Genomic DNA, 26,601 nt, shown 5'->3' with positions numbered 1-26,601 from the left:
CTGCGCTACTGATCGTTCGCTAAGCAACAATTATCCTATCACACACATATACAGAATGAAGTATCGAAAATAGATTAGCGCTCTGCCAGCCCATTTTGAGATGTAACAAGTTATTACATAGCGCAAAAATTCAGCTACTGCGTTTTTTTTCGGGCATTTATGCCATATTTCTTCCTGCCCGCACCCTTGAATATGTTACAGTTCGACCCAATTTTTCCGCTATATCTCTGCATTTCGGTGACAAAAGTTTCACACTGTATCTATTGCTGGAATGCCTATCGTTTATATAGAGAATTTCATTATGAACTTTGACATCAATTTAGTTCCCCAAACTTTCGACATGCTGCACACAGGCTTAGCAGCATCCAGTGTTCTTCTTCTCCTTATTGCCGTTGGTCGTAAGTCTAAAGTTATTGAGAAGGTGGTTGAAAAACCTGTCGAGAAGATCGTTGAAGTAGAAAAACCGGTTGAGAAAATCGTCGAAGTCGAGAAAGTCGTCGAAGTCGAAAAAGTTATTGAGAAAGTCGTCGAGGTTGAATCTAAACTTGCCACTGCTTCTACTGATTCTGCTATGCAGTTACTTTCTATCATGCAGCAAGAAGCGCGCTTGATAGACTTCCTGAAAGAAGACCTGACATCGTTCTCTGATGAAGAAGTGGGCGCTGCGGCTCGTGTAATTCATACTGGCGGCCAAAAAGTGCTTAACGATTACGTGACACTTTCTCACGTTCGTAGCGAAGACGAAGAAACACGCATCTCAGTTGAAGAAGGTTTCAACCCTCAAGAAGTTCGCCTGATCGGCAACGTAACTGGTAATGCGCCATTCAATGGCACACTGGTACACAAAGGCTGGAAAGCTGATTCCATGAACTTGCCTAAACTGGCAGAGAACTACGATGCTTCTATTATTGCTCCAGCAGAGGTAGAGCTATAATGGAACACCAATCTCAGCCAGTTAACAACGAACAACCGACATTCAGTGTTGGCATCGACCTAGGCACCACGCACTGTGTTCTGTCTTATGTCAATACACTAGATGAAGACGCACGCGTTCAGGTAATGCCTATTCCTCAGCTTACCGCTCCGGGCACAGTTGAAAACCGTAACCAATTGGGTTCTTTCTTGTACCAGCCACACGAACATGAGATGAACTCTTCATCTCGCGTGTTGCCTTGGTCATCTGAACCAAAAGCCTTAGTGGGTGCTATTGCACGTAATCTCGGTTCTAAAACCCCAATTCGATTAATCGGAAGCGCAAAATCCTGGTTGTGCCACGGTGGTGTAAACCGTCGTGATGCTTTCTTGCCAGCAGGCAGCCCAGAAGAAGTCGAAAAAGCGTCTCCACTTCGCGCGACAGAACTTTATCTGGAGCATCTGAAAGACGCTTGGAATCATGCCAACCCAAATCACCCCCTTGCCGATCAAGAAGTAACAATTACCGTTCCTGCTTCGTTTGACCCTGCCGCTCGTGACTTAACAGCAGAAGCGGCTCGTAACGTTGGCTTTGTTCACCTGACTTTGCTGGAAGAGCCTCAAGCGGCGCTATACAACTGGATCGACAACAGCAACGACGCGTGGCGTGATGAAGTGAACGTTGGCGATGTGGTACTGGTTGTCGATGTGGGCGGTGGTACTACTGACTTATCTTTAGTCGAAGTGACTGAAGAAGATGGCAACCTAACACTTAACCGTGTTGCCGTTGGCGAGCATATTCTACTTGGCGGTGACAACATGGATCTAGCGTTGGCTTACCGCTTAAAAATGAAACTTGCTCAGGAAGGGAAAGATCTTCAACCTTGGCAAGTTCAGGCGATGACACACGCCTGTCGTGATGCCAAAGAAGCCCTATTGAACGACTCTGAACTGCAATCAGTTCCGATTGTGGTGCCAAGCCGTGGTTCAAAGCTGCTTGGCGCAACATTAAAGACAGAACTGACTCAAGAAGAAGTACAGCAGACTCTGGTGGATGGCTTCTTCCCGAAAGTGGCTATTACTGATCACCCAGTTCAGAAAACCCGTGGTGCTCTGACCCAAATGGGTCTGCCTTACGCACAAGATGCTGGCATTACTCGTCATATTGCGGCTTTCCTTTCAAAGCAGGCGAATGCACTTAAAGAAGGTAGCTCTGAACCCGCTCAGGAATTTAACCCATTTGCCAATATGCCGGGCATGCCAGGTGGCGAACAGACACCGTCAGCTGACTTTATCAAACCCACTGTTATCCTGTTTAACGGCGGCGTTTTAAAATCAGAATTGCTGGCAGAACGACTGGAAGAAACCATCAATGAATGGCTGATTGAAGCCGATGCGGATTACGCGAAACGTTTGACTGGCGTCGATTTGGATCTAGCCGTTGCGAGTGGGGCGTCCTACTACGGCGCGGTACGTCGCGGGCAAGGCGTTCGAATTCGCGGCGGTATCGCTTCGAGCTACTATGTGGGTATCGAAAGTGCTATGCCAGCGATTCCGGGTATGGCGCCTCCAATGGAAGCTTTGTGTGTCGCACCTTTTGGTATGGAAGAAGGTTCAAGCGTACAGGTTCCAAGTCAGGAGTTTGGTTTGATCATCGGTCAGCCCGTGAACTTCCAGTTCTTTGGCTCTACCGTTCGCCGTGAAGATGAAGCGGGTACACACCTTGATCACTGGGCACCAGAAGAACTGGAAGAACTGCCTGAAATTCAGGTGACATTGCCCGTTTCAGAAGGTCGACGTGAAGGCGAAGTGGTGCCAGTTACCCTTGCTTCTCGTGTAACAGAACTGGGCACGCTCTACCTAGAAGCCATTGCTGCCGACAATGGTCAAAAATGGCATGTTGAATTCGATGTCCGTGAAGACGGCAATTCATCAGAATAAACGAATAATAATGTTAGATAGACGGCATCCAGAAGGATGCCGTTATTCACTCAGACGCCTGAGTAATCAATCAACGGAAGGTTTTGTTATATGGCATCTCCTCGTTTCCTCGTCGGGATAGATTTAGGAACGACCAATACCGTCGTCGCATTCTGTGAAATCACCGACAACCTAGAACAATCCGAAGTCAACCTATTCGACATCGACCAGCTTATTGGTCCGGGCGAAGTGGTTCGCAAACCGCTACTCCCCTCTTTTCGTTATCATCCAGCCGAAGGACAAATAGCCCTTTCCGATCTCACATTGCCATGGGAACCTCAACCTGTAGAAGGTGACGTACCCAATACCATAGTGGGTGAATGGGCTCGTGAACTTGGGGCAAAAGTAGAAGGTCGACAGGTATCAAGTGCCAAGAGCTGGCTGTCGCACCAAGCGGTTGATCGCCGCTCGGAAATACTGCCATGGGCAGGTGCATCCGATGTTGAGAAAGTCTCGCCACTGATTGCGAGTGCAAGCTACCTGAATCACATTCGTCAGTCTTGGAACCACCGAAATCCGGGTAACAAACTGGAAGATCAGGATGTGGTAGTCACGGTTCCTGCTTCGTTCGACGAAACCGCGCGCAAGCTGACGCTCGAAGCCGCTGAATTGGCGGGTCTTAAAAAAATTGTTCTATTGGAAGAGCCACAAGCTGTCTGCTATGACTGGTACGCTCGTCATCAAAAGACAGCTTCAGAAGAACTCAAACACCTCCCGCTGATCTTGGTGTGTGATGTGGGTGGCGGTACAACCGATTTGAGTTTGATTGAAGCGAAGTTTGAATCCGACGAGCTTTCACTGGACCGAATTGGCGTGGGTGAACACCTCATGCTGGGCGGTGACAATCTCGATTTGGCGCTCGCACACTTAGCTGAGCAACGCTTTAATCAGACTAAAAAACTGAATGCCGCAAGCCTCACAAAGCTGATTCAGCAAACCCGAAAAGCCAAAGAGAACCTGCTTTCAGCCGATGCGCCAGAAGACGTCAAAATCACCATGCTGGGCAGTGGTTCTAAACTACTGGGCGGCACCAAAAGTGTTCAGTTGAGCAAACAAGAAGTTCATCAGATCGCCTTAGATGGCTTTTTCCCGCTTTCTGATTTTTCGCAAACGCCTGATAAAAGACGAAGTGCGGTTGTCGAATTTGGTCTGCCCTACGTAGCCGACCCTGCCGTCAGCAAACATGTGGCGGAGTTTCTAACTCAACATCAGCAAGTATCTCACGCAGCATTAAATAGCGAAGACAAAGATCAACCAGCCATTCCTGTTGGGCTCTTGCTTAATGGGGGTGTTTTCAATAGTGAGCTGGTAACGGAACGCATCACGCAGCTTTTAGAAAACTGGAAAGGCTCGCCAGTCACCGTATTGGATAACCCTCACCCTGACTGGTCAGTCGCATTGGGCGCGGTAGCTTTCGGTAAAGCCCGCCGAGGGGCGCAACTTAAAATTGGTGGCGGTGCTGCACGTTCTTACTTCTTGCATCTGCAAGAGAAAAACAAAATGGGCAAGGCGCTCTGCTTGCTCGCAAAAGGCACAGAAGAAGGTCACGAGATTCGCCTAAGTGGTCGACGCTTTTCCCTCACACTGGGTGAGCCCGTTCGTTTCAATTTGCTTACATCTACCCAAGACTCACTTGGCAACAACACCGCCATTCAAAACGGTGTCATGGCAGAAATCGACCCAGATTTATTCAAACCATTGCCCCCTTACATCTCGACTCTCGAAGGCGATGGCGCAGAGCTGCATGCTAACCAAAAAGAGCGAGTTGAAGTCCAGCTTGCCTGTCAGCTTACCGAAGTCGGCACTTTGAAAATGGAGTGCGTCAGTACGGAAGATGAAAGTAAGCGTTGGGAACTGGAATTTGAAGTTCGAAATCAGCAAGCGGAAGAACAAGAAGAAGCCAAGCTCAACCCTAGGTTGAATGAATGTAAAGAACTGATCACTCGGATATACAGCGCAAACAAGAAAAGTGCCGACTCGAAAGAGATCAAAACACTGCCTAAAGATCTGGAAAAGAAATTAGGCAAGCGCGAGGAATGGGACTTCCCTACTCTTCGCCAACTTTTCGATGCTTTTTCACAAGGTCGGAAACGCCGAAGACGCTCTGAACAACATGAGAAAAACTGGCTTCGATTAGCAGGCTTTACCTTAAGACCGGGCTTTGGTGATGCCACCGATTCATGGCGAGTCGAGCAGATTTGGAGCCTCTATCAGCAAGGGATTCAGTTTAAAAACCACCAAGGCTGGACAGACTGGTGGGTTTTCTGGCGTCGCGTCGCTGGAGGGCTCAATCAAGAACAACAGGAAACGATCCTGGCCGACATTGCTAAATATCTGCATCCGGGAGCAATGAAAAACCCTCAGTCGGCGAGAGCCGCGCAAGACATGGGGTACGAGTCCATGGTGCGCCTTTCTGCTTCTCTCGAAAACCTCGATGTAGAAGACAAAGTACTGCTATCCACTTGGTATTTGAGCAAAGCCATCAATCATACCCAGTTCGAACAGGCGCACTGGTGGGCGTTGGGAAGGCTCGCTTCCCGTACGCCTTTGTATGGCAGTCAGCACAATGTTGTGCCTCGCGAACAGGTCGAGCAATGGCTACCTAAATTGCTGGATTTGGACTGGCATAAGGAACCAATGATCCCATTTGCAGTCGTCATGATGTGTCGTAAAACCGGTGACCGCTTATTTGATGTTTCCGATGATTACCGTGAACAGGTACTGGAAAAACTCAAGCAGAGTAAAGTGCCTGATTCGTGGGTGTCTCTAGTGGAAGAAGTGAAAGAGTTGTCGCAAAGCGAATCGAAACGTGTGTTTGGTGACGCCTTGCCAAGTGGTTTGACTTTGGTTTCAAAATAGCCCGATTAGTTGTACTAAATTCGCCGCAGTCATCTTTTTACAAAGAATAACCTGTTACAAAGAATATCGTGTAAGAAGTGATGTTCCTTGCGGCGAATTTCAGTATTATACGCACACTGAAAATCACTCCCTAATTCGTGAGGTAATCCTTGAACCTATTTGTTAAGAATCTGACCGTCATTGATTCGTCTTACCTATGTGAAAAACGCGGTATGGTCGGAGACAGTTGGATTGTCGACGTATCACTGACTGGTGATCTAAATGAAATGAGCATGATTTTAGATTTCGGGAAAGTGAAGAAAATCATCAAGGAACTCATTGATGAACATGTCGATCACAAACTGATCGTGCCTGCATCAAACCCAAACATTGAATATTCTGAGACCCGACCGGGTTACACCAAACTGGGCTTTTTACGTGGTGAACAAACACTTCACCTGAACTGCCCGAACAGCGCTTACTGCTTTATCGAAACATCGGAAATCGATAACCGCGCGCTGACCGCTCACATCTATCAGGTTTTGAAGCAGTATTTGCCGAACAATGTAAGCGATATCGATATCACTTTACGTCACGAAGACATCAAAGAGCATTACTATCACTATACTCACGGATTGAAAAAGCACGATGGTAACTGCCAGCGAATTGCACACGGGCACCGATCTACTCTGGAAATATACGTGAATGATGAGAGAGACTCCAAGCGAGAGGAAGACTTCTGTGAACGCTGGAAAGACATTTATCTGGGCTCGCAAGAAGATAAAGTAAGCATCGCGTCTTTGGATTTCATTGCTCAAGAAAACCTAGTGAGTGACGATTCTCACTACGCGTTTATGTACTCCACCAGCCAGGGCGACTATGAATTGATCATTTCGAAGGAAGTGACGGAAATCATCGATACCGATACCACGGTTGAGTTGCTGGCTCAATTTATACAGAAAGAAGTAAAGAAGACGCTGAACTCAGAAGATTCACTAAGCGTTGTAGCTTATGAAGGTGTAGGAAAAGGCGCTAAAGTTTTTTAGGGCCTGATGGCCTTAGTATTTCACTTCAATTCCTTTTGAAACGACAAAGCCAGCGCATTAGGCGCTGGCTTTTTAATGATATTTGTTCTGATGAATTTGCTCAGATTTAGTTATTCAGGTTTGATCTTAACCGCTGTACCAAATACCAGAATTTCTGATGACCCATCCATAATGGAACTGGTGGTAAATCGAATGCCTACTATCGCATCGGCGTTGAGATCTCGAGCTTGCTGGACTAATCGTTCAATCGCCGTATCTCGGGATTCCGATAGCATTTCAGTGTAACCTTTCAGCTCTCCACCAACGATGCCTTTCAAGCCAGCCATAATATCTCGACCAATGTGTTTAGACTGAACAACGTTCCCCGTCACAACACCAACCACTTCCTGAATTTCTTTACCCGGTATGGTTTCTGTCGTAGTAAAAATCATAGGTTACTCTCCTTCTCTGAATCTGCCTCATTCGAGACAGTAAAAATGTTGTTCTAAAAGATAGAAAAGAAACGGTAACTACTCTTTCACGAATTTATCATTATTTATTTCAATAAGATAGTAGAAACCAAAACCCCAACAGTTTAATCAATAGCTCACGTTTGTTATAACATCACAAAAATAACAGGTTACACAATAGCATCAGAAAAATGTAAAGAATCTGACACGCTAGCTTTTCAAACTGAACCTCAGTTCCAGAAACATCCGCAATTAAAACACATAAGGATGAACTGGCGATGAAGACACTAAGAAGGAAAGCAAAGTGAGCAAGTTTACCCAACATCACGATCAACGCACTCTGGATAAAGAACCGGAATTCAATAATTTCATAGAAGCCGCCCTGTCACGCCGTCGATTTTTAAAGGCGACAGGAGCCGCTGGTACGGTGGGATTCTTTGCCGCTACACCACTGAGCCAGGCGGTAGCTAAAGCCGCATCTGCTCCCTCTTACAAAATGAGCTTCAATGCGATTACCATTTCAACCGCAGACACCATTGAAGTGCCTCAAGGCTATCAGGCGGATGTACTGGTTTCTTGGGGAGACCCTATCTTCAAGAATGCACCAGCGTTCAGCCAGAAAGCCAATTCAAAAGCTCAGGAAATGCAGTTTGGCGATAACAACGATGGCATGACGTTTTTCCCGCTATCAGACACACGCGCCGTGCTTGCTGTAAACAACGAGTACACCAACAACGAATACCTATATGAACATCAGGGCAAAAACATTTCTGCTGATGACGCGCGCAAAGCGCAAGCGGCTCACGGAGTTTCGATTGTCGAACTGGTCAAAAAAAACGGCAAATGGCAGATCAATATTGAAGGTCGACTAAACCGCCGGATTACCGCTTTTACTGAAATGGAGATGACCGGACCTGCCGCAGGACATGATCTTCTAAAAACCGCAGCCGATAAATCGGGTAAGAAGATTCTCGGAACATTTAACAACTGTGCGAACGGGCAAACACCATGGGGCACCTACCTGACTTGTGAAGAGAACTTTAATGGTTACTTTGCATCAAGTGTAGAGACCAAGCTGGGCAGTACCTACAAGCGTTATGGCTTGAAAGACAAAGACTGGGGATACGACTGGTTTAAACATGACGAGCGTTTCGATCTGGGTAAGCACCCGAATGAACCGCACCGCTTTGGCTGGGTAGTAGAAATCGATCCAATGAACCCTAATTCCACACCGAAAAAACGCAGCGCATTAGGTCGCTTTAAGCATGAAAACGCAGCATTGACCGTGAATGACGATGGTCACGTAGTGGTCTACTTAGGTGACGATGAACGTGGCGAGCACCTGTACAAATTTGTCTCTAAAAACAAATACAAACCGGGTGCGGACTCTAACCGAGATCTGCTAGAAGAAGGTACTTTGTACGTTGCCAAGTTTGACGGTAAAGAAGGCGAACTGGGTGGAAAGGGTCAATGGCTTGAGCTGACCTGGGGCAAAAATGGTCTGACACCAGAGAACGGCTTTCCCGATGCCGCATCTGTGATGATCTTCGCTCGAATGGCGGCAACTCAGGTGGGTGGCACCACCATGGACCGCCCTGAATGGGTCGCGGTTCATGCTGATCAGAAATCCGTTTTCTGCACATTAACAAACAACAAATACCGTGGTGTTCGCGAAAACCAGCCCGTCAACGTAGCAAACCCTCGCGTGAAAAACCCATACGGTCATATTGTTCGCTGGCGTCCGACAAATGGGGATCACACTGCAAACACCTTCGACTGGGACATTTATGTTCTGGCGGGCAACCCTGAAGTGCATGAGTCTGGTTTGATGGCAGGATCAGACAACATCAACAAAGACAATATGTTTAACAGCCCAGATGGCATAGGCTTTGACTTAGCAGGCAGGCTTTGGATTCAGACCGATGGCAAATACTCCAATAAAGGAGACTTTGCAGGGATGGGCAACAACCAGATGTTGTGTGGCGACACAGAAACTGGCGAAATTCGCCGTTTCCTAACCGGTCCGATTGCCTGTGAGATAACAGGGCTTACCTTTACACCCGACTACAAAACCATGTTTGTTGGTGTTCAGCACCCCGGTGAAGATCTTGCACCTTCTCACTTCCCAGATGGCGGAGACAGTATTCCACGTTCATCGGTTATTGCTATCACCCGAAAAGATGGCGGTGTGATTGGGGCGTAATCCTACCCTCCTAACAGTAAAAGCCCTGCATTGCAGGGCTTTGTTTTTTATATCCTCAAGCAGTGGCTTGTTCAGCAACGTATTGTTTGTTTCCCTTCCATACTGCAATAAAGAAGATAAACATCATAATGTTATACCAGCCTCCCCCAATAATAATTGAGAACGGCTGCACCATGACATCCATCAGAACGGAGCCAAGAAGCATCATTGGAAGTGGAGAGAAAAATACGACTTTCCGAGAAAGTAAGCTTTGCCTGCGCAGAACCATATAGCTAAACAGCAGTGATGCTAAAGCAAACATCCCAAATATGACAAACAGATAAATAACACTGATATCCCAGCTACGAAGAAGTGCTTCCTCGCTCAGCTTTCCAACAACCCCAATATGAGTGAACTGGCTGTGGTAAGCCCCACCAATAACAATGGCTAACCCAAAAATCGCGAATACAGCATTACGCATTTTGCCCGCATCCAATTTCAGGAAGACACCAATAAACCCAAATAGATACAAGAAAGCAGCGACCGGACCGACGAAGCCACCCCAGAATAACCGCACATCACTGACTTCCGTCATGACGAGGAGAATCGCTACAGGAGAATCTGCAAGGGGCTCGGCTGTAAAATACAGAAGCATATCACCAACATACATGAGAACAGCCCCCATCATTCCTAGCAGAAGATACGTTGATCCTTTCATTTTTTTCCCTTTTAATAGCAGAGTAGTTCGCCAATTTAATGATAATGATTCTCATCTGTAAATAAGTTTTACAATCGGCTAACTGGTATAAACCTCTTTGATTTATAAGGATTAATGTATGCCTCGCGAGAAGTTTCAAAGCATTTACCAACGCGCTGCTGAACGCAAAGGAGGAGAAGGTAATCTGGAAAGTCTGATTTCCAGACCGCTGGATAAAAAAGAAGTAGCAAAAATCCCAAATGATCGGTTTCTTGCTGAGTTTACTCAAAAGGTCTTTCAGAGCGGGATTTCGTGGGAAGTGGTTAGAAAGAAATGGCCGAATTTTGAAGAGATCTTTTTCCAGTTTCGAATCGAACCACTATTAATGCTTTCAGATGAGGTTTGGGAAGAAAAAGCTCAGGATCCCAGAATTATTCGCCACTTAGCGAAAGTAATGACCATTCCTGCCAACGCTCAGATGATCTACGAAGCCAGCATCGAGCACGGTTCGTTTGCCAACATGGTAGCGAATTGGGAAAGTGATCGGGTCACTGAGCTTTGGGAATACTTAAAGAAGCATGGCAAAAGACTGGGTGGCAACACAGGACCTTATGCGCTACGTCGTCTCGGAGTCGACACCTTTATTCTGTCTTCAGATGTGGAATCTCACCTGCGAAGTAACGGCATCATCACAGGTGGGAAGAACACCAAGTCTTCATTGAAAGCAACAAATAAAGCTTTTGCAGAATGGCAACAGGAAAGCGGTCGAAGCCTGTCTGAAATCAGCCAGATCATCGCCTACAGTTGCGGTGACAATCGCGTTAGTTAGAACGAGTTGACTAATCGCTGACGCCAAGCAACCCAAGCTCAGATTAAATTACTGAGCGTTTCAATTTGAAGCGCCTGAACATATACCAGCCCAGCCACAGACCAGACGTCATAAGCACTGCGGTAATGATGGCTGGTTTTGGATCATCAAGAGAACTGATAGAGCCTGAATACACTGCTATCAAGCAGTAAGGAATTGTGCTGATAGACCAGGCGACAATAAAGCGAGAGAACTTCATTCCTGTCATGCCCGCCAGACAAGCGGTTACTTCTGGCAGAATCGGTACGGCACGCGAAAGTAAGATCATGACAAATCCATGTTTTTGAAACGCCGATTTTGCCTCCTCTATTTGTTCCGTATCTTTGACCAGAACATTCAGTAACCGGTCGCCAAAGCGATTGCCAAGTAAATAGCCGATTGTCCCCGCAAGCATCATTCCCAATATCGCAGCAACAGCGCCATACCATTGCCCGAGGAAAAAACCCGACAATATGGTGATCGTCAATGTCGGCATGGCAACAAACAGATCGGCGAACAATAACAATACGGTTGTGCCGCCTACGTAAATAGGAGATAGCGACTGAGCATAGGTTAACCAACCTTCGATCTGCTCGACACTCAAAACTCCAGCGACTTTTAAAATAATGAAGGTAGAGGCAAACGCTAACGCCACAACAAGCATGATTCGAATGAGTGCTTTCATTTTTTACTCTCCTGTTATGGATAAACAACTTGAATTGAAACGCCAGAGATGAACTCTTCTCTCTCTAAACGGGATTTTCGATAAACCGGAGCACCTGTTAACGTGACTTTCTGTTCCTTTGAAAATCCAAGCCCTTCAGCGGGGTAAATGCCTGTCCAGTTTTTAGTGACCTTTCCGTTCTGGTCTTCGTCGTGCAGCACCTTGATGGCGATTTCTTGCTGAGGGATCTCGAACTCAAAAGTCATGGTTGGCTTAAGCTCGGTTTTGACTTGCCTTTGTAAAGCCTGTTCATGTTTTTTCGGGAACCCCTGCTTTCCAAAGATAAACACGATGACATTACCTCCCCGGCTGGTTTCGATACCCGTCACTTCAATCTCTACACTATTCGCTTCAAATATGGCACTCATGATCCCGACTCCTATTGCTACGGTTTTCTTGTTCATCTTTACGCTCTCTTCATAAGATTGGCTGCGGCTTTGGGTGATAAACGCATTAACCAACGCAACATTTTCACTTTGCCTATATCGTTATCTTCGATCTGTCTTTCGATTCCACTAATCAGCCTTTGGGCAGCGTCTTCCGAGGTGAGTTTTCCGCTCCCTCGCCCATCAGTCATTTTGGTTTCCACTAAAGGCATTAACGCCTGAAGCACTTTTACGTTAGTGCCTTCTAACTGATACCGGAGCGATTGCGAAAATGAATTGAGTGCGCTTTTTGTCGCACAGTAAACCGCAGACGTCGTTTTAGGCATTAACCCTAAGCCGGAGTTAACATTGAGAACCACAGCTGAAGCGGATGACATCAACGAAGGCAGTAGCAGCGACGTCAGGCAGCATATGGAAGTAAAGTTTGTGGTGATCTCTTTCTGGATATCTTCGTAACGAAAATCTGAGCTAATGAAGCTAGGGGTAAACTGAACGGCAGCATTGTTGATCAACACATCAATGGTCGGATGCTCACTTGATATTGCGCTGGCAACCCATTCAACTGAAGTAATGTCAGACAACTCAGCCTGATAGGTTTTTACGTTAAGGCTTGTTTCAATCTGGGACAGCTTTGCGGAATTTCGCCCAATAACGATCACCTCATTGCGGGTTGCAAGTGACTTAACAACGTCTAGCCCAATACCAGAGGTTCCCCCTGTAATCACTATTTTTTTATTCGTTAGCTCCATGAACTTCTCCCTTTCAGGTTATTAAGTTAGTCTTTCTGAAAAGGACTTTAGAGCGTTTGGATAGGGTCAGCGTTAACCCGGGTTAAAAGCGATGAATTTTTTTGAGTTTGTAGAAAAGTACGGAACAGAAGTAAATAAAGAAGACGGAGAACACCTGTTCAGACAAGGTGACTACGACGGCAGCATGTACATCATTCAGGAAGGCATGTTGAAAGCCTATTATGTTACTGCCGAGGGGAAGGAATCGGTGAAGTCGTTTTTAATCGAAGGAGATGTAATTGGTAGTATGTCTGCCGCCTACGCCAGGCTGCAAAACACCTTTAGCCTGATTACGCTGACTCCATGCAAGCTGACGAAGTTCGATTTTCAGACATTGCACCAGCAAACCCAAAACGACATAGAGCTTTCACAAAATGTGATTGAAATTCTACTCAAGTTTGCGATGAAAAAAGAACAGCGAGAGCGAGACCTTCTATGTCTTTCTGCGCAAGAGCGTTACGAAAATCTGCTCGAATCGGCTCCAGATTTGATTGAGAGGGTGACCCAGAACGACATCGCCAGATATTTGGGGGTGACGCCAGTCGGTCTGAGTCGAATTAAGCAGCGGGTATTAGGTCATTAGAAATTGGTGTTATTGCACCAGCTACATGCCATATACAAATTCTTTGCCCGCTTCTACCATATCGCGATGAATAGGTGCCAGTGCTTTAGCGTAAGCCGCTAACAAAGACATGGTGTACTGTGCCCGACGCTCAAAGTCTTCATCGGTGCAGTTGTTATCGCTGTCCAAAAGATCCTGACTGTTTCTGAAAATAAGATGGTCAGGCAAAAAGCATACGTGATTGTTTTTACTGCCAGTCAGCCTTAGTTCCGTAATCGGGTATACACCGTTAATGCTTACCGTCACGCTGGAAAGCAATGCGGGCTTATGTCCCAGCTCGTTTGCCGTACTTAGCATTAAAAAGTTTTTCAAAGCTGGGGTTGCCATTCCGTGCCATTCTGGTGTGATGAAAACAAAGGCATCGGCTTTTTTCAGCTCTTCAGCAATGTTGTTCCACGGAGTCCACTCTTCTGTGCCTTCCCAAACGCCTTCATTCCAGAATGGCAAGTTAACCTCAGCCAAATCATATACTTTTGATTCATCAAATCCGTGAGCTTTACTTAGCTTCTCTAAGTACTGCCCTACTTTCAGGCTTTGAGAATTTGCGCGCTGACTACCTGCAATAATGGCAATTTTCATGGTGACCTCCAGAACGTTATTATCTATGTTGAGTTTATCTTCATTAAGTATCTTTCCAGAAAGATATAATTACGCTACCGGATAAGAACGGATAGTTCAAGTATCTTTTCTTGAAGATACTTCACATTGAGGCAAATGAGTACTGTTAGACAAAGAAATGAACGTTTAAGCGCTGGGAAGGATTTTTCCAATCAAGACTTCGCACTGTTCCTGATTCATCTGTTTGGGCACCGGATAGTTCCATTGCGCCTCATGCAGTGCCATTTTTGCTATGTCAGGAATGTGCTCTTCCAGTAAGGCATCAATATTAGCTGGAATATTCAAACTTACCTGTAAATCACGAACGTACTGAATGAATTTTTGTGCTCTCATACTTTCAGTGGTTTTGGTTTCACTCACATGAATCAGATCAGCCAAATCCGCAAGCCTGTTGACCACTGCTGGCTTAGAGAACTCAAGGACATGTGGAAGAATCACGGCATTCGCCAGACCATGCGGTGTGCCATATCTGGCTCCGATCGTATGAGATATGGCATGCACATAACCAAGACTCGCTTTTGTAAAAGCCAAACCGGCATAGTAAGAAGCCAGAGACATATTCTGACGCACAGCACTGTTTTGACCGTATATCACCGCTTTTTCAAGGTTATCGTGAATCAGAGTAATCGCAGCTTTGGCGTAAGCGTCGGTTTCTGCAGTCGCATTCACAGACAGGTAAGCCTCAACGGCATGAGTGAGTGCATCCATACCTGTGTGCGCCGTGATATGTGGTGGTAATCCCATTGAAAATGCGGGATCCAATGCCACTAATGTCGGGACCAGCTTAGGGTCCATTATTGGGGTCTTCTGATGGGATACAGGATCAGAAACGACTGCGGCGATCGTCACTTCAGAACCTGTGCCTGAAGTCGTCGGCATAACAAAAAGTGGTGCCGTTGCGCGCCAAACCTTAAACAGACCAGTAAGGCGTTTAATGGACTTCTTGTTAGTTACTCGCGCTGCAATAACTTTTCCACAATCGATAGGAGAACCTCCCCCTAACGCAAGAATGCCCTGGCAACGCTCTCGTTGATAATGCTCCAGTCCTTTCTCAACCTGATCATAAGTGGGATCTGGAGTGACGTCTTTAAACACAAAGCTTTCAACACCCGCACGCACCAGCTCAGCTTCCAGCTTTTCTAGTAGCCCAGACGCACTGATTCCTTCGTCCGTTACAATCAGCACCTTTTTCACTCCGAGCAGAGATACAGAGTGACAAAGCTGCTTTAACGAGTCCTTCCCCATAAACAGAGTCGGTTTGGGAATAGGAACCACAGCCGCCGCCACTTTTAGAGCTTTGATGTAAGCTTTGTGCAGAATTAAGAGTAACTGGGATTGCATGGTATTGCCTAAGTTGAAACCTTTTAAAACAAGTCTAGGCAATACAACGATTTATCTCTAGGCAGAAACCACAATTTCGAGATGAAGATTACAATTCGGTTCAGCAGTGAAAAAACAATCCAAAATATGAAAATGAACACTCTGTGTTAGATAACAGACATAAAAAAGACTGGCAGATGCCAGTCTTAAAATCAGTGTTGCTCACCAGTCGGGTTTGAACCGAATTCCGATTGCCGATAAATATCTGAAAGCAGCTTAGGACCTTTGTTCTGGTTCTCAGCTTTGTAGCGTCTGCGACGAATTTCCAATTCTTCTTTTTCCATCGATCTCAGCGCTTTCTCATGCTCTTTCGCAGCTTTGATAAATTCGGGATCAGCCAATGCCTGCTGACGTAATTTGTTCACCCTTTCCATTGTTTCCCACAACATACTCAGCCCTCCTATAAAAACTGTATACACATACAGTATAGAGAATGAACAATCGGGGTCAAGAGAAAACTGTATTTTTATACAGTAAAAATACTCAAGCTCCTGTTTATGCCTGATAACACTTAGACTGGCTTAGACTCAAATCAATGTCCGCACACTGTTGAGCAATCCACTCATAGAACACTTCCCCCACATCGGTGACATCAGAATGTTCCAGTAATATCTCTAAGCCATACCGAACATCTTTAACCATTTCCAATGCCCGTTTACCTGCACCTTCCGCGAAAGCATGATCCGTCCAGTGACGCTGGCTGATGGTGCATAAAGCCTTGGCGCTCATAACATGAACGTATACCCCTTCAAATATCCCAACCAAAGGTCTTTCATCTGAACGCCACGGGACCGAAAACCGTAAGTTCTTGTCGTCCGGTTTAAAGATGGGGATCAGTTCTTCTAGATAGCGAAGCTTAATATGGCTCATTTCGTGTACCATGGTTTCGACGCTTTTGAGCAGACCGTGATCCGTCATCCAGCACGCTCCCTGATAAGAAGAAATGGTGTAGCCATGTATCGTCCAGCCTGTTGGTTCCCCTCTTGGTACAATCACAGACACGTATTCATCGATATCATTCGCAATGTCGGGGCAATACTTTTTGATCAACAGATAAGGTGACTCATAGGTATCGTGGCTAAAGTCTGGAGGAAAGTTTATCGAAGATTCGTCTATCTGATCGTAATAAGTCGTCCCGCTGCGCTGTGGCACTTGCCTTTCGTCCAATTTCATTCTGAGCAATGGGTTGGCATTGGAGACAATAATCGAAGATCCTTCTAACCGACGCTGCTCAATCTGTTCGATAGGTAAGCTTACCGAAACCACACACAGCCCTTCTTCACGGTCGTATCGCAAAGCGCAGTCGCAGTTTCGTTGCGTTTCTTCTCCTCTCAATTCGAACAGTAATCCAACATCCCAGGTAACCAAATACCCGGAGACAATGGCTACTCGCTTGATGGCAGTATCCTCAGACAGATAAGTCATGTTATTCCACAATCCAAGCAATGCCCTGAGCTGGTTCTCCTGATGCTCTTCAAGCAAGCTGGTAACAAGCTGATTCAGCCAAGATCGAAACAAAGGGGAAGAGTAGAGTTTCTGACTGATATGACTGGGGCACGAGCTTAAAGTGCTGACAGATTCCTGAATGTCCTGATGCCATTCCAATAAATCTTCTCGCATCAGGAGTATGCCACTGGCATGTTTGAACAGCTGCGCCTGCAATGAACAGGAAAAATATCTTAATTTTTCTGCATCCTGCTCAGATGTGTTATCCAGCAAATTAAGAAGTACTTGCGTAGGGCTGGTATCCGAGTTGTTAATCGCACTCATGTTAGGCTCCGTGAGCAGGGTCCATTTCCAGAGCTGGAAATATTCTCTGCTTGATGTGATGAAACAGAAACATTTCGTCGTAACACAATACCGATCGTCGGTTGAGTACCATCCCATCTGGACCGTTTCTTCCGGCCAGAAAGCCTCCTCCACATAAGTCGTGATGCTCACAGGCGTGACATTCATCAGGAATAGACTTTCTAAGACTGGATAGATTTCGAAACCCGGAGTCAAAATGCAGTTCCGAGAGTGTATGTTCAAAGACGTTGTATTGTGTTTTTGCGTTGCCGTTGCTGCCTACTCGATAATAATCCGGGTATTCAATGTCTCCACTTGAACTCACCACAAACATGTTCAACGTGTCGTTCACCAAAGCATCTACGTGTTGTTTGCCCCCCAAAATCAGAGCAATAACGTGGTTAAACAAGCGAATCTTTATGTTCGGGTCGTCGTTAAACCACCAGCAATCAAACAGTTCGGCGTACCATTTTCCTATTGTTGGATCCTCTGCGTACGCTGCCTCCGTTCGTCCCTCTTCATCCCAGGGTTTATGACCATAGTGATAATGAATTGGGAACAAAACGTCTACGCTTTTTAACGGTAACGACTTCACCCACTGGAAATAATCTTCTGGCTTAAGTGAAGTTTGAGCGACACTTAAAATACCTTTTACCAGGGGCTGGTACTTTCCATTAAGCAGTGTTTTCAGGTTTTGGTGAATGGATTGATAAGACCCCTTACCGGACGACGTAATTCGGTAAGCATCATTCACAGATTTTGGTCCATCCAGGCTCAGGCTGACCGCGACATTGTTTTCTAAAAACATGTCCAACAGAGAATCGGAAGGCATTTTATAGAGGTTAGTTTGAACACCAAGAGTAACGGTTTTTCGCAATATATCGTTATTTGAAATAACGGAAAAGACGGATTCAAATCGTTTTACTGGCCATAAAGTTGGTTCACCACCATGAAGCGTAATATCGAAGTGGGAAAGCGCTTGTTTATCAATATATTCAGCCAAACGATCAAGAAGTTGGAATATTGTCCATTCAGACATGTTCCTGTCGTTATATTTATAGCTTTCGTCTTCTAAATTAAACATATAGCAATATGTGCAATTTAAATTGCAGAAAGACGTAAGCTTTACTATGCAACTTTCAAAAGTCATGTTGAAAATTAAGCCACAGAAAATAGATCTGTGGCTTAACTCCTTTACCAACGTAGACCGAAGGATATGCTTAAGGCGGCGGGATCAAACCCTTCCTTGCCTTTGAGCTCTTTTAAAGCCGACTCCATGATTCTTGCTTTCGCAACTTCCCTTTCGATATCCCCGACATTTGATTTAATTTTCATGTCTAGATTTCGAAAAGCTTTAGGACTGATTTCTAGTTTTCCAATTGATTCAAATTTTTCGATTGGCATCTTAATTCTCCATTTAATTTGCATCGTTTTTAATTCATCAACTGGGTAATAGCCCACACCCAAATTACCTCATTGCATCAGGCTATTAACCTGACCTCATAAGGCAACACTATGATTTCAATATTTTTTACAAACAAACTCCTAAAAACAAAAATCAGTAAGCCACCTGAAGCCTGAACGTATTTCATGCTTATATTGGTATTCATGCGACAGAGATAGCTTGGATATATAAAACAGACAACTGACATTACCCGACTATTAGCATTACTTAATTTTATTATTTATGCATGTCACATCCTTGAGACTGCATTTTGTTTTTATAAAATTAAAATATATAGCCATTTATTTCATATGCTTAGTCACATAAGAAAGTTTAAAACATTTAATTCATCCAGATCTCTGTGAAATCGATTACAAATTTATCCCTTAGCTCACATACATTTGGAATTTTGAAAAATACACTAAGTTAGAAAAGAAATATTGGTAAGGCTATTTATTCTAAAGACCAATTAAAAAGCCACTTATCTATTAAGTGGCTTGTCTTGATTTTGAGAACTCTCGATTTGAATTCAATTCTCGAAATTTTTTGTACTACGACTTGTTACGGTAACCGACTTTGACACTCCCGCTGTCACTAAACCACAAGGCTTCATTACGACGTCGGCCAATCAAAATAGGTCCGTCATCATAGAACAAAAAGTTCTTCCAATACTTTTTAAAGAATGCCCATTTGGTTTCAATAATGTTGTACTTTTCGTAGCAAAAGTACACTGTTACGTCGTCTTGCCAATCAACATGTTCCAGAATTTCAGCGGGCAAATCTTCAATTTCCGAATCCCAATCCTGCATCCAGTCTACTTCATGTAACCAGTTACTGGTCTTCATAGGCCAGTCTTGAGAGCTCAGGCGCTCTGCATCAGGGCTTTGGGCACTGATGTTTTCTTTCCACAGTTGCGCCGAACGAGCTTGCGTCATTGGCTTTATTTGTTCCAGTTCTTCTTCCGGAACTGGCATCGACTGATGGGTGAAAATCCATTTGCGTTGATATTCATCCAAAGACAGATAGGACATGTGTTTCCTTTTATAACGAGTAATCTGGCGTATCTCGCCAATTCGGGTTGATCAGTGAAGTCAGGTTGTGGTCTCGCCACTTACCATCAATAAGCAGATAGTCTTTTGCCGTCCCTTCAAGTTCAAAACCCAGATGTTTCAATACCCCTTCACTACGCTGATTGGTCGGGATATACGCGGCCATAATACGGTGCAAATTCTGATTTTCAAACATCCATTCACACGATAGTTTCAGAGCGGTTTTCATCACGCCTTTACCTTGATGGTATTCCGCCACCGAGTATCCGACGTTACAGGCATGAAATGGATGACGGGAGACATTGCTAAAAGAGACGGTTCCCATCATTTCGTCGGTATCTTTGTCTATGATAAGCAAGTAAAAAGCCAGCCCCATGCGGTGGAGTTCGTGCAGTTTGATCAACCTTTGTGCCCAGCCGTCTTCACGAAAAAAGGCTTCTTCACGCTTCGGCTCCCACGGTTTTAGGTGCGCTTTATTTCGACGAAAATACTCACTGATCTTTTTCGCATCACTTGGCTCGGCAGTACGAACCATGATGTTGCCACTGGTGGCTTGCATAATGTATGAAGTCATAATTACGATTTCCGAATTCCGTAGTCACGCAGTTTGTTGGCAATAGAGGTGTGAGAAACATTCAGTCTTTTCGCCAATTTTCGACTTGATGGGAACGATTGATACAAGCTTTGAAGAATTTGGGATTCGTAAGATTTCATGATCTCATCAAGAGAGCCATCCAGATTGACACCAACCAGTGCGTTTGACTGCTCGATGGTTGGCAATTCGAAATCTTCGGTTTGTAGAGTTTCCCCGTTCAGCCTTGTCATGGCTCGAAGCACCATGTTATCCAATTGACGAATGTTTCCAGGCCATGGGTACTGAGTCAGCTGTTCCAGCGCTTCGTCACTAATGGAAGGTTTGTTCATACCTAATTGATGAGCGTACTTCGATACGAAGAGATCCAAAAGAGTCGCAACATCTGAGTTACGCTCTCGCAAGGCTGGGATATGAAGGCTTAGTACGTTCAGTCGATAATACAAATCCTCACGGAATACGCCTGTTTCAGTCAGGTCAGACAGCTTCTGTTTGGTCGCGGCAATCACTCGCACATCAACATGCACTTCATTCTCTTCACCCACACGGCGGAAAGTGCCATCCTGAAGAAAGCGAAGGAATTTGATTTGAAGATGAGCACTCATCTCCCCGATCTCATCAAGAAATACGGTGCCACCATTCGCCTGTTCAAAAATACCAATGTGCCCTGCTTGGTTGTTGAATGTGCCAGGGGCGTGACCAAACAACTCCGTTTCCGCAACATCGTCCGGCATTGAGGCACAACTCAGAACCAAGAATGGGTTGCTGGCACGTTCTGAACGATTGTGACAAGCTCGGGCCAGCATCTCTTTGCCTGTCCCAGTTTCACCTTCAATCAGAAGCGGCTGACTCATGGTGGCAAGCTTCTTAGCCTGAGCCATCAGGTTTTTGTGGCGGTTTGAGCTACCGACAAAGTGCTCAAAGCCCAGATTGTTACTTTCGGAAAGAAACGGGTCACTTTGAACATTCTGCTGTCTGTTCTTGAGTGTCACAACCGCACTCGCCAATACCGTGTCATTGGCTTCACCTGTGATATAAACAGGCATAACTTCCAGAGTGTAGTCCAACCCATTAATCACCACGTTATCACGAAAACGCGCGCTGCTTTCCTCAAGCCAACGAGCGAAATTAAACTGGGGAATGTAGTGATTGATTGGCTCGTCGATTAGCTCCGCACCTTGGTGGAAAAACAGATCTCTCGCAGAATGGTTTGCCACATCGATAGTGCCTTTCAGGCTGACTGACAGTACCGGATCAGGCAGATTTGCCAGCAAAGCCATCAACTCGGTGCTTTGCCTTTCACTCGGCATAAACTGGATTTTGCGTACGTCTGTTACTCCGCTGATCAGGCGGATCTGCGCCATCAAATCACGGAAATCATCAAATTCTATTTCTGGGCAGTTAAGATAAATAATGCCGCGTCGATCAATTTCGATTCCTCGCAAATCAATCTCTTTGGTTGCGAGAATATCCAATAGTTCGCGAGTCAGACCCAATCGGTCTTCACATAAAACTTCTAAACGCACTTCGGAGTCCATCAAGGTGTCAGGAAAAGTTGACACTCAGTCTGAAACAAGCCCTCTATCCAGTCAAGAAAAGCTGTCGAAATTGAGAGTTCTTAAGGCGTTATAGCCGCCGTTTGCTGAATCTGTGTGCGAATTACGAAGTTTAAGCCTGTGGTTGAGGTTAAACTTCGTACCGAATTGATTGGAGTCTGTTGACCTAGATATGCGTTGCGTTAGGAAAGCGATTTGGAAATGCGAGAAACAATGCCCTTTCGAACCTCACCCAACTTGATTTGTGATTCAGGCTGCCAGGCAACCGGGCGTAAAAGCGACATTGCTCGAATGCCAAGCCGGGCAGTGAGAAGCCCAACACCGATGCCCTGCGCTGCTCGCGTAGAAACTTTACCAGCTAAGTCCATAGACAGTATATCCATGCTGGCATCAGCAACCAGTTCGGTTGCGCCCGCTGCAGCCATGTTGACCAGAACAAGTTTAAGTAATCGGATTCTCGACCAGTACCCCAGTTCAACACCATACAGCTTGGCAAGATCATCGATGAGTTTGTAGTTTCGCCATGCCACCAGCAACATGTCTGCTGTCGCAAGCGGGCTCACCGCTACCAACAAGGCAGATTCTCCGGCGGACTTGGTAATGAGCGCCTTCCCTTTTGCATCCAGATCTTTAAGCACGATACTGTCGTACATCTGCAGGACTTCCTGATCGCTGTGGTTAGCGTTAATCGCATTGACCCAACGATCATAAGCTGGCGACATTTCGCTAATGCCAGCTTGTTTCGCAACGTTCATGCAAAAAGGTTTGGCTTTACCGATCTGATCGGCATCGTATAAGACTTTCGCCTCTTCCTGAGTGGAGAACTGGTTGCGAAGTTTTCTCAGTCGCCAAAGCTCTTTACCGATGGCACCTACTCCAAATGCGGCAATAGCAGCGACAAAGGTTGCCCAGCCGAAAGAGAGCCAGTCACCGGATTGAATTGCCGTAACAAAGGTGTCTACCGTTTGCCATCCGACAAGCCCAGTGAATCCGGCAAGTAACCCTGTCAGCCCCCACCGGCGCTTTGTTGAGGGCTTTATTGCTTCGCCCAGTTCTGGTACTGCATCGCTATCCTGCTCTATTTCAGCTGGCATAAAGGTTTCTTGCTCGTTGAACTGAATATGCGCATTCAGCTCTTGTGCTTGCCTTTCTTCCGGGTTGTCTATGGGATCGCTGAATACTTTTTTCTGCTTAAACTCATTCATGACAATTTATCCCCTATCAAATACTGCAACGCCTTATCCATTCGAATATGGTTCAGTGGATCGTTCTCGTTACTGATCTGTGGTCGGAAGCTTTGAAAATCAAATTGATTTTTTTGCCAGTAAGCCTCATCGGGTAATGACTTGGGCACTTCTCCTGGATAAACCGTCATTGCATCTCCGCTCATCAGGTTCCCTTGAATTGCTGGGCAATTGTCATCGCCCGAACCAACAAATCCAGACTGAGTCGCCTGAATCGAAGCAAGCGTCATACAAGTCATATCGATGTTTTCGAAAGCGGCATGCTGCCATGCTGGATGAACCATCTGCTTGAGAAGTGCAGACAAATTAGCGTGCTGGTCGGGTGTTACATGGTCTGCCTTGGTTGCAGCAAACAAAACTTTATCGATTTTGGTTGAAAACAGGCGTCTGAGCAGGTTATTCCGACCATATTTGAACGAACGGAGCAACTGTTCGATGGCGCCTTTCATATCATTGAAAGAGTCTCTGCCTGCGTTAAGGGGTTGCAGGCAGTCCACCAGCACGATTTGCCTGTCGAATGTAGAAAAGTGTTCTTTGTAGAACGCCTTAACGACTTTCTGCTGATACTCCTGATACCGTTGCTTTAACATCGCAAACTGACTGTGCTTGTTAGCAGTGTCTATTTCATCAAGATTATTTAGCGGGAAAAACTGAAGGACGGGCGCACCTGCCAGTTCCCCCGGAAGAACAAAACGCCCGGGCTGAACCCAGTGAAGCCCCTCTTCTTTACATTGAAGCAGAAACTCGGTGTAGACGGCGCTGATTTCCGCCAACACTTTTTCGTTCGCGTCAGCGTTAGGATCAAAATTTTCCAATGCACTTAGCCACGGTTGAGCTAACTCGCTTCGGCCATGTTTCAGGGCGTCAAACTGAGATGCACTCCACTCTTCAAAGGTCATTTCAAGTAAGGGCAAATCCAGTAACCATTCCCCTGGGTAATCAACAATGTCCAGATAAAGCGTTGCGGTATTAGAAAGGTATTTCATCACTCCGCTTTGAGGGCGATATTTTATGGCAAGGCGAATTTCACTGACGTCCCTAGTCGGCTGAGGCCATTCAGGAGGGGACGAATGCAAAGATGTCATTGCTTCTTCATAAGCAAAACGAGGCACCATTAAATTGGATTGTGGAATGCGTTTAGCCCCGATCAGGCGGTGCTCTTGAGAAACGCCGAGTAAAGGAAGATTATCGTGAGTAGATGAGTGAAGCAGTTGGTTGACTAAAGACGTAATAAAAGCCGTTTTACCTGCTCGCGAAAGACCAGTAACGGCTAATTTAACGTGTCTGTCCATACCGCGATGGACTAAATCATTGACTTCTTGGGTTATTCTCTTCATTCACATGCTCCGAATTTTCTGGGTTCAGAGTATGCAAAAACTGCGATTAATGCTAGATGAACTATCTCTTAATAACCATAAAGCTTCTTAATCGTCTTCTATCAACTTGAAGATAACGAATAGTGCCAACTCAAGCAGCAAGGTCAGGACAACCGTAGTGATAACGTAAGTTTCCTGAAAAATCGCGATACCACGTAAAATCATGTCGTAGCCAACAATGGCACCAACCACAACGGCTATCAGAATCTGTAAAAACTTAACAAAGCGAGGCATCATTTCTCCTTTTAATTTTTGCCTTTCTAGAAAAGATAGTACTGCTTACCGAATGAAAAACCACAAAAAACGCAGCCTAAGCTGCGTTTTTCTAACTGATATTTGAAAAATGAGAATTCAAAAGGTCTGTTAACCTAGGCTTTTTCAGCTTCTGCGATTTTCACTTTCCAGGTATCCGGACCAATTTGGTGTGCATTCGCACCAGTTGAATCTACAGCAACCGTCACTGGCATGTCTTCCACTTCAAACTCGTAGATGGCTTCCATTCCAAGATCTTCAAATGCCACCACACGCGCTTTCTTAATCGCTTTCGCTACTAGGTAAGCTGCGCCACCCACTGCCATCAGGTAAACGGCCTTGTGGTCTTTGATGGATTCAACCGTTGCAGGACCACGTTCTGCTTTACCGATCATCCCCATGATGCCTGTTTGTTCCAGCATCATATCGGTGAATTTATCCATACGAGTAGAGGTTGTCGGACCCGCAGGACCAACGACTTCGTCTCCTACCGCATCGACAGGACCAACGTAATAAATGAACTTGCCATTCAAGTCGACCCCATCCGGTAGCCCTTCACCGCTTTCCAGCATCCCCTGGATTCGTTTATGCGCCGCATCACGACCCGTTAGGATCTTGCCAGACAGCAAAACTGTTTCGCCGGTTTTCCACTCTTGAACATCTTCTTTGGTCACAGTATCAAGGTTCACGCGACGAGTATTTTCACCGGCTTCCCAAGTAATGTCTGGCCATTCTTCAAGTTTCGGTGGGTTTAGCTCTGCTGGACCAGAACCGTCGAGTGTGAAGTGTACATGGCGAGTTGCCGCACAGTTTGGAATCAGGCACACCGGCTTAGAAGCAGCATGAGTAGGTGCTGTTTTGATCTTCACATCCACAACAGTAGTCAAACCACCCAAACCTTGCGCACCAATACCAAGCTTGTTGACTCGATTGAAGATGTCTAAACGCAGTTCTTCTTCCGCATTTTGTGGACCACGTTCGATCAATTCATGAATATCGATGTGCTCCATCAGGGATTCTTTTGCCAGTACTGCCGCTTTTTCAGCCGTACCGCCAATGCCTATGCCCAACATACCCGGTGGACACCATCCTGCTCCCATCGTTGGTAGCGTTTTCTCAACCCACTCAGCAATATCATCAGACGGGTTCAACATCACCATCTTGGTTTTGTTTTCACTGCCGCCACCTTTAGCCGCAATTTGGATTTCAACCTCGTTGCCCGGCACCATATTGATGTGAACAACGGCAGGCGTGTTGTCTTTAGTGTTGATGCGCTTACCAGCAGGGTCCATCAGTACTGATGCACGCAAAGGGTTGTCTGGGTTGGTGTAAGCCTGACGAACACCTTCGTCCACCATTTGCTGTACAGTCATGTCAGTAGAATCCCACTGCACGCCCATACCAATATTCACAAAACAGGTTACGATACCAGTATCCTGACAGATAGGACGACGCCCTTCTGCAGACATGCGGGAGTTGATCAGAATCTGTGCGATGGCATCTTTCGCTGCCTGACTTTCTTCACGTTGGTAGGCTTCATCTAGGGCTTGGACAAAATCCATAGGGTGATAATAAGAAATGTACTGAAGAGCATCAGCCACACTGCTGATAACATCTTGCTTACGAATGACGGTCATACATTGCCTCGATTGTTATAATTTATGCTTCCATTTTGTATACCAAAGACACTTTTGGGCTTTGTTAAACAGCTCAAAGTGGCTTAGGTATAGTAAGAAGTCTTAACGATTGCTTCCACATGGGATGCTTTTTAATCAGACCGTTAGTACGGATGCATCCTCTCGTGTTCTTTTATGATACTCTTGCTCGCCAC

25 protein-coding genes are annotated in these 26,601 nt (G+C 45.7%); 7 read left to right on the top strand and 18 right to left on the bottom strand.

What is annotated here, in order from left to right; translation table 11 throughout:
* Positions 1–301 precede the first annotated feature (301 nt).
* From QMG91_RS07460 to QMG91_RS07445, 4 genes are all read left to right on the top strand, one after another.
* The gene (locus QMG91_RS07460) at positions 302–934 is read left to right on the top strand and encodes a DUF2760 domain-containing protein (protein ID WP_281830014.1); all 633 of its coding nucleotides are present in this window, start codon (positions 302–304) and stop codon (positions 932–934) included.
* A complete protein-coding gene (locus QMG91_RS07455; RefSeq protein ID WP_281830013.1) occupies positions 934–2,853 on the top strand; it encodes an Hsp70 family protein in 1,920 nt (639 codons plus the stop codon). Before QMG91_RS07460 ends, QMG91_RS07455 begins: the two co-directional genes overlap by 1 nt.
* A 90-nt stretch (positions 2,854–2,943) precedes the next feature.
* Entirely contained in the window at positions 2,944–5,751 is a 2,808-nt protein-coding gene (locus QMG91_RS07450) for an Hsp70 family protein (protein WP_281830012.1), read from the top strand.
* 149 nt (positions 5,752–5,900) lie between these two features.
* On the top strand, positions 5,901–6,776 hold the full coding sequence (locus QMG91_RS07445; RefSeq protein WP_281830011.1) for a 6-carboxytetrahydropterin synthase: 876 nt from the start codon (positions 5,901–5,903) through the stop codon (positions 6,774–6,776).
* A gap of 110 nt (positions 6,777–6,886) precedes the next feature.
* On the opposite strand, the gene QMG91_RS07440 is transcribed toward QMG91_RS07445, so the two are convergent.
* Entirely contained in the window at positions 6,887–7,207 is a 321-nt protein-coding gene (locus QMG91_RS07440; protein ID WP_004408273.1) for a heavy metal-binding domain-containing protein, read from the bottom strand.
* Positions 7,208–7,529: 322 nt separating this feature from the next.
* Here QMG91_RS07440 and QMG91_RS07435 point away from each other — a divergent pair, with 322 nt between their 5' ends.
* The gene (locus QMG91_RS07435) at positions 7,530–9,428 is read left to right on the top strand and encodes a PhoX family protein (protein WP_281830010.1); all 1,899 of its coding nucleotides are present in this window, start codon (positions 7,530–7,532) and stop codon (positions 9,426–9,428) included.
* A 55-nt stretch (positions 9,429–9,483) separates the two neighbouring features.
* Here QMG91_RS07435 and QMG91_RS07430 read toward each other — a convergent pair whose 3' ends face one another.
* Positions 9,484–10,125: a DUF6796 family protein gene (locus tag QMG91_RS07430; protein WP_281830009.1), complete on the bottom strand. Its 642-nt coding sequence runs from the start codon at positions 10,123–10,125 to the stop codon at positions 9,484–9,486.
* Positions 10,126–10,243: 118 nt separating this feature from the next.
* Between QMG91_RS07430 and QMG91_RS07425 the strand changes: the two genes are divergently transcribed.
* Positions 10,244–10,933, top strand: a complete 690-nt coding sequence (locus QMG91_RS07425) for a DNA-3-methyladenine glycosylase I (RefSeq protein ID WP_022550904.1) — start codon at positions 10,244–10,246, stop codon at positions 10,931–10,933.
* Positions 10,934–10,976: 43 nt separating this feature from the next.
* Here the strand turns inward: QMG91_RS07425 and QMG91_RS07420 are convergent, their stop codons facing one another.
* Genes QMG91_RS07420 through QMG91_RS07410 form a run of 3 tightly spaced genes read right to left on the bottom strand, consistent with a single transcriptional unit; the run spans position 10,977 to position 12,810 of the window.
* Positions 10,977–11,636, bottom strand: a complete 660-nt coding sequence (locus tag QMG91_RS07420) for a TVP38/TMEM64 family protein (RefSeq protein ID WP_281830008.1) — start codon at positions 11,634–11,636, stop codon at positions 10,977–10,979.
* A gap of 14 nt (positions 11,637–11,650) precedes the next feature.
* Positions 11,651–12,079, bottom strand: coding sequence for a DUF2141 domain-containing protein (locus QMG91_RS07415; protein ID WP_281830007.1), 429 nt, complete (start codon positions 12,077–12,079; stop codon positions 11,651–11,653).
* 2 nt (positions 12,080–12,081) lie between these two features.
* Entirely contained in the window at positions 12,082–12,810 is a 729-nt protein-coding gene (locus QMG91_RS07410) for an SDR family oxidoreductase (RefSeq protein WP_281830006.1), read from the bottom strand.
* A 91-nt stretch (positions 12,811–12,901) separates the two neighbouring features.
* On the opposite strand from QMG91_RS07410, the gene QMG91_RS07405 reads away from it, so the two are divergent.
* A complete protein-coding gene (locus QMG91_RS07405) occupies positions 12,902–13,432 on the top strand; it encodes a Crp/Fnr family transcriptional regulator (RefSeq protein WP_281830005.1) in 531 nt (176 codons plus the stop codon).
* A gap of 21 nt (positions 13,433–13,453) precedes the next feature.
* Here the strand turns inward: QMG91_RS07405 and QMG91_RS07400 are convergent, their stop codons facing one another.
* From QMG91_RS07400 to QMG91_RS07340, 13 genes are all read right to left on the bottom strand, one after another.
* Positions 13,454–14,050: an NADPH-dependent FMN reductase gene (locus tag QMG91_RS07400; RefSeq protein WP_281830004.1), complete on the bottom strand. Its 597-nt coding sequence runs from the start codon at positions 14,048–14,050 to the stop codon at positions 13,454–13,456.
* A gap of 165 nt (positions 14,051–14,215) precedes the next feature.
* The gene (locus QMG91_RS07395; protein ID WP_281830003.1) at positions 14,216–15,430 is read right to left on the bottom strand and encodes an iron-containing alcohol dehydrogenase; all 1,215 of its coding nucleotides are present in this window, start codon (positions 15,428–15,430) and stop codon (positions 14,216–14,218) included.
* Between the two features lie 191 nt (positions 15,431–15,621).
* A complete protein-coding gene (locus tag QMG91_RS07390) occupies positions 15,622–15,858 on the bottom strand; it encodes a hypothetical protein (protein WP_004402945.1) in 237 nt (78 codons plus the stop codon).
* A gap of 106 nt (positions 15,859–15,964) precedes the next feature.
* Positions 15,965–17,239 (bottom strand): aKG-HExxH-type peptide beta-hydroxylase, encoded by a 1,275-nt coding sequence (locus tag QMG91_RS07385; protein ID WP_281830002.1) that lies wholly within the window; start codon positions 17,237–17,239, stop codon positions 15,965–15,967.
* 1 nt (position 17,240) lies between these two features.
* Positions 17,241–18,407: a radical SAM protein gene (locus tag QMG91_RS07380; RefSeq protein WP_281830001.1), complete on the bottom strand. Its 1,167-nt coding sequence runs from the start codon at positions 18,405–18,407 to the stop codon at positions 17,241–17,243.
* A 44-nt stretch (positions 18,408–18,451) separates the two neighbouring features.
* Complete coding sequence (locus tag QMG91_RS07375; protein WP_004402953.1) at positions 18,452–18,661, bottom strand: hypothetical protein; 210 nt, start codon at positions 18,659–18,661, stop codon at positions 18,452–18,454.
* Between the two features lie 591 nt (positions 18,662–19,252).
* On the bottom strand, positions 19,253–19,732 hold the full coding sequence (locus QMG91_RS07370) for a DUF2947 domain-containing protein (protein WP_022592989.1): 480 nt from the start codon (positions 19,730–19,732) through the stop codon (positions 19,253–19,255).
* A 10-nt stretch (positions 19,733–19,742) separates the two neighbouring features.
* On the bottom strand, positions 19,743–20,324 hold the full coding sequence (gene rimJ, locus QMG91_RS07365; RefSeq protein ID WP_022550913.1) for a ribosomal protein S5-alanine N-acetyltransferase: 582 nt from the start codon (positions 20,322–20,324) through the stop codon (positions 19,743–19,745).
* Between the two features lie 2 nt (positions 20,325–20,326).
* Complete coding sequence (gene tyrR / locus QMG91_RS07360; RefSeq protein ID WP_022550914.1) at positions 20,327–21,868, bottom strand: transcriptional regulator TyrR; 1,542 nt, start codon at positions 21,866–21,868, stop codon at positions 20,327–20,329.
* A 212-nt stretch (positions 21,869–22,080) separates the two neighbouring features.
* On the bottom strand, positions 22,081–23,103 hold the full coding sequence (locus tag QMG91_RS07355) for a YcjF family protein (protein ID WP_281830000.1): 1,023 nt from the start codon (positions 23,101–23,103) through the stop codon (positions 22,081–22,083).
* Positions 23,100–24,479 carry a YcjX family GTP-binding protein gene (locus QMG91_RS07350; RefSeq protein ID WP_281829999.1) on the bottom strand — a complete coding sequence of 460 codons (1,380 nt, stop codon included), beginning with the start codon at positions 24,477–24,479 and terminating at the stop codon, positions 23,100–23,102. The genes QMG91_RS07355 and QMG91_RS07350 overlap by 4 nt, the downstream gene beginning before the upstream one ends.
* A gap of 87 nt (positions 24,480–24,566) precedes the next feature.
* Positions 24,567–24,752, bottom strand: a complete 186-nt coding sequence (locus QMG91_RS07345) for a hypothetical protein (protein WP_022550917.1) — start codon at positions 24,750–24,752, stop codon at positions 24,567–24,569.
* A 134-nt stretch (positions 24,753–24,886) separates the two neighbouring features.
* The gene (locus QMG91_RS07340; RefSeq protein ID WP_281829998.1) at positions 24,887–26,407 is read right to left on the bottom strand and encodes a fumarate hydratase; all 1,521 of its coding nucleotides are present in this window, start codon (positions 26,405–26,407) and stop codon (positions 24,887–24,889) included.
* Between the last annotated feature and the right edge of the window lie 194 nt (positions 26,408–26,601).

The sequence above is a fragment of the Vibrio nigripulchritudo genome (genome assembly GCF_027924785.1).
Taxonomy (GTDB): domain Bacteria; phylum Pseudomonadota; class Gammaproteobacteria; order Enterobacterales; family Vibrionaceae; genus Vibrio; species Vibrio nigripulchritudo.
Note: the sequence above shows the minus strand (reverse complement) of the source record. Positions and strands in the feature narration are given on the sequence as shown.

Excerpts from the sequence above, each read along its gene's own strand:
- QMG91_RS07460 (WP_281830014.1), top strand. The coding sequence starts at position 302 with ATGAACTTTGACATCAATTTAGTTCCCCAAACTTTCGACATGCTGCAC.
- QMG91_RS07455 (WP_281830013.1), top strand. The coding sequence starts at position 934 with ATGGAACACCAATCTCAGCCAGTTAACAACGAACAACCGACATTCAGT.
- QMG91_RS07450 (WP_281830012.1), top strand. The coding sequence starts at position 2,944 with ATGGCATCTCCTCGTTTCCTCGTCGGGATAGATTTAGGAACGACCAAT.
- QMG91_RS07440 (WP_004408273.1), bottom strand. The coding sequence starts at position 7,207 with ATGATTTTTACTACGACAGAAACCATACCGGGTAAAGAAATTCAGGAA.
- QMG91_RS07430 (WP_281830009.1), bottom strand. The coding sequence starts at position 10,125 with ATGAAAGGATCAACGTATCTTCTGCTAGGAATGATGGGGGCTGTTCTC.
- QMG91_RS07425 (WP_022550904.1), top strand. The coding sequence starts at position 10,244 with ATGCCTCGCGAGAAGTTTCAAAGCATTTACCAACGCGCTGCTGAACGC.
- QMG91_RS07420 (WP_281830008.1), bottom strand. The coding sequence starts at position 11,636 with ATGAAAGCACTCATTCGAATCATGCTTGTTGTGGCGTTAGCGTTTGCC.
- QMG91_RS07415 (WP_281830007.1), bottom strand. The coding sequence starts at position 12,079 with ATGAACAAGAAAACCGTAGCAATAGGAGTCGGGATCATGAGTGCCATA.
- QMG91_RS07410 (WP_281830006.1), bottom strand. The coding sequence starts at position 12,810 with ATGGAGCTAACGAATAAAAAAATAGTGATTACAGGGGGAACCTCTGGT.
- QMG91_RS07405 (WP_281830005.1), top strand. The coding sequence starts at position 12,902 with ATGAATTTTTTTGAGTTTGTAGAAAAGTACGGAACAGAAGTAAATAAA.
- QMG91_RS07400 (WP_281830004.1), bottom strand. The coding sequence starts at position 14,050 with ATGAAAATTGCCATTATTGCAGGTAGTCAGCGCGCAAATTCTCAAAGC.
- QMG91_RS07395 (WP_281830003.1), bottom strand. The coding sequence starts at position 15,430 with ATGCAATCCCAGTTACTCTTAATTCTGCACAAAGCTTACATCAAAGCT.
- QMG91_RS07390 (WP_004402945.1), bottom strand. The coding sequence starts at position 15,858 with ATGTTGTGGGAAACAATGGAAAGGGTGAACAAATTACGTCAGCAGGCA.
- QMG91_RS07385 (WP_281830002.1), bottom strand. The coding sequence starts at position 17,239 with ATGAGTGCGATTAACAACTCGGATACCAGCCCTACGCAAGTACTTCTT.
- QMG91_RS07380 (WP_281830001.1), bottom strand. The coding sequence starts at position 18,407 with ATGACTTTTGAAAGTTGCATAGTAAAGCTTACGTCTTTCTGCAATTTA.
- QMG91_RS07375 (WP_004402953.1), bottom strand. The coding sequence starts at position 18,661 with ATGCCAATCGAAAAATTTGAATCAATTGGAAAACTAGAAATCAGTCCT.
- QMG91_RS07370 (WP_022592989.1), bottom strand. The coding sequence starts at position 19,732 with ATGTCCTATCTGTCTTTGGATGAATATCAACGCAAATGGATTTTCACC.
- rimJ (WP_022550913.1), bottom strand. The coding sequence starts at position 20,324 with ATGACTTCATACATTATGCAAGCCACCAGTGGCAACATCATGGTTCGT.
- QMG91_RS07355 (WP_281830000.1), bottom strand. The coding sequence starts at position 23,103 with ATGAATGAGTTTAAGCAGAAAAAAGTATTCAGCGATCCCATAGACAAC.
- QMG91_RS07350 (WP_281829999.1), bottom strand. The coding sequence starts at position 24,479 with ATGAAGAGAATAACCCAAGAAGTCAATGATTTAGTCCATCGCGGTATG.
- QMG91_RS07345 (WP_022550917.1), bottom strand. The coding sequence starts at position 24,752 with ATGCCTCGCTTTGTTAAGTTTTTACAGATTCTGATAGCCGTTGTGGTT.
- QMG91_RS07340 (WP_281829998.1), bottom strand. The coding sequence starts at position 26,407 with ATGACCGTCATTCGTAAGCAAGATGTTATCAGCAGTGTGGCTGATGCT.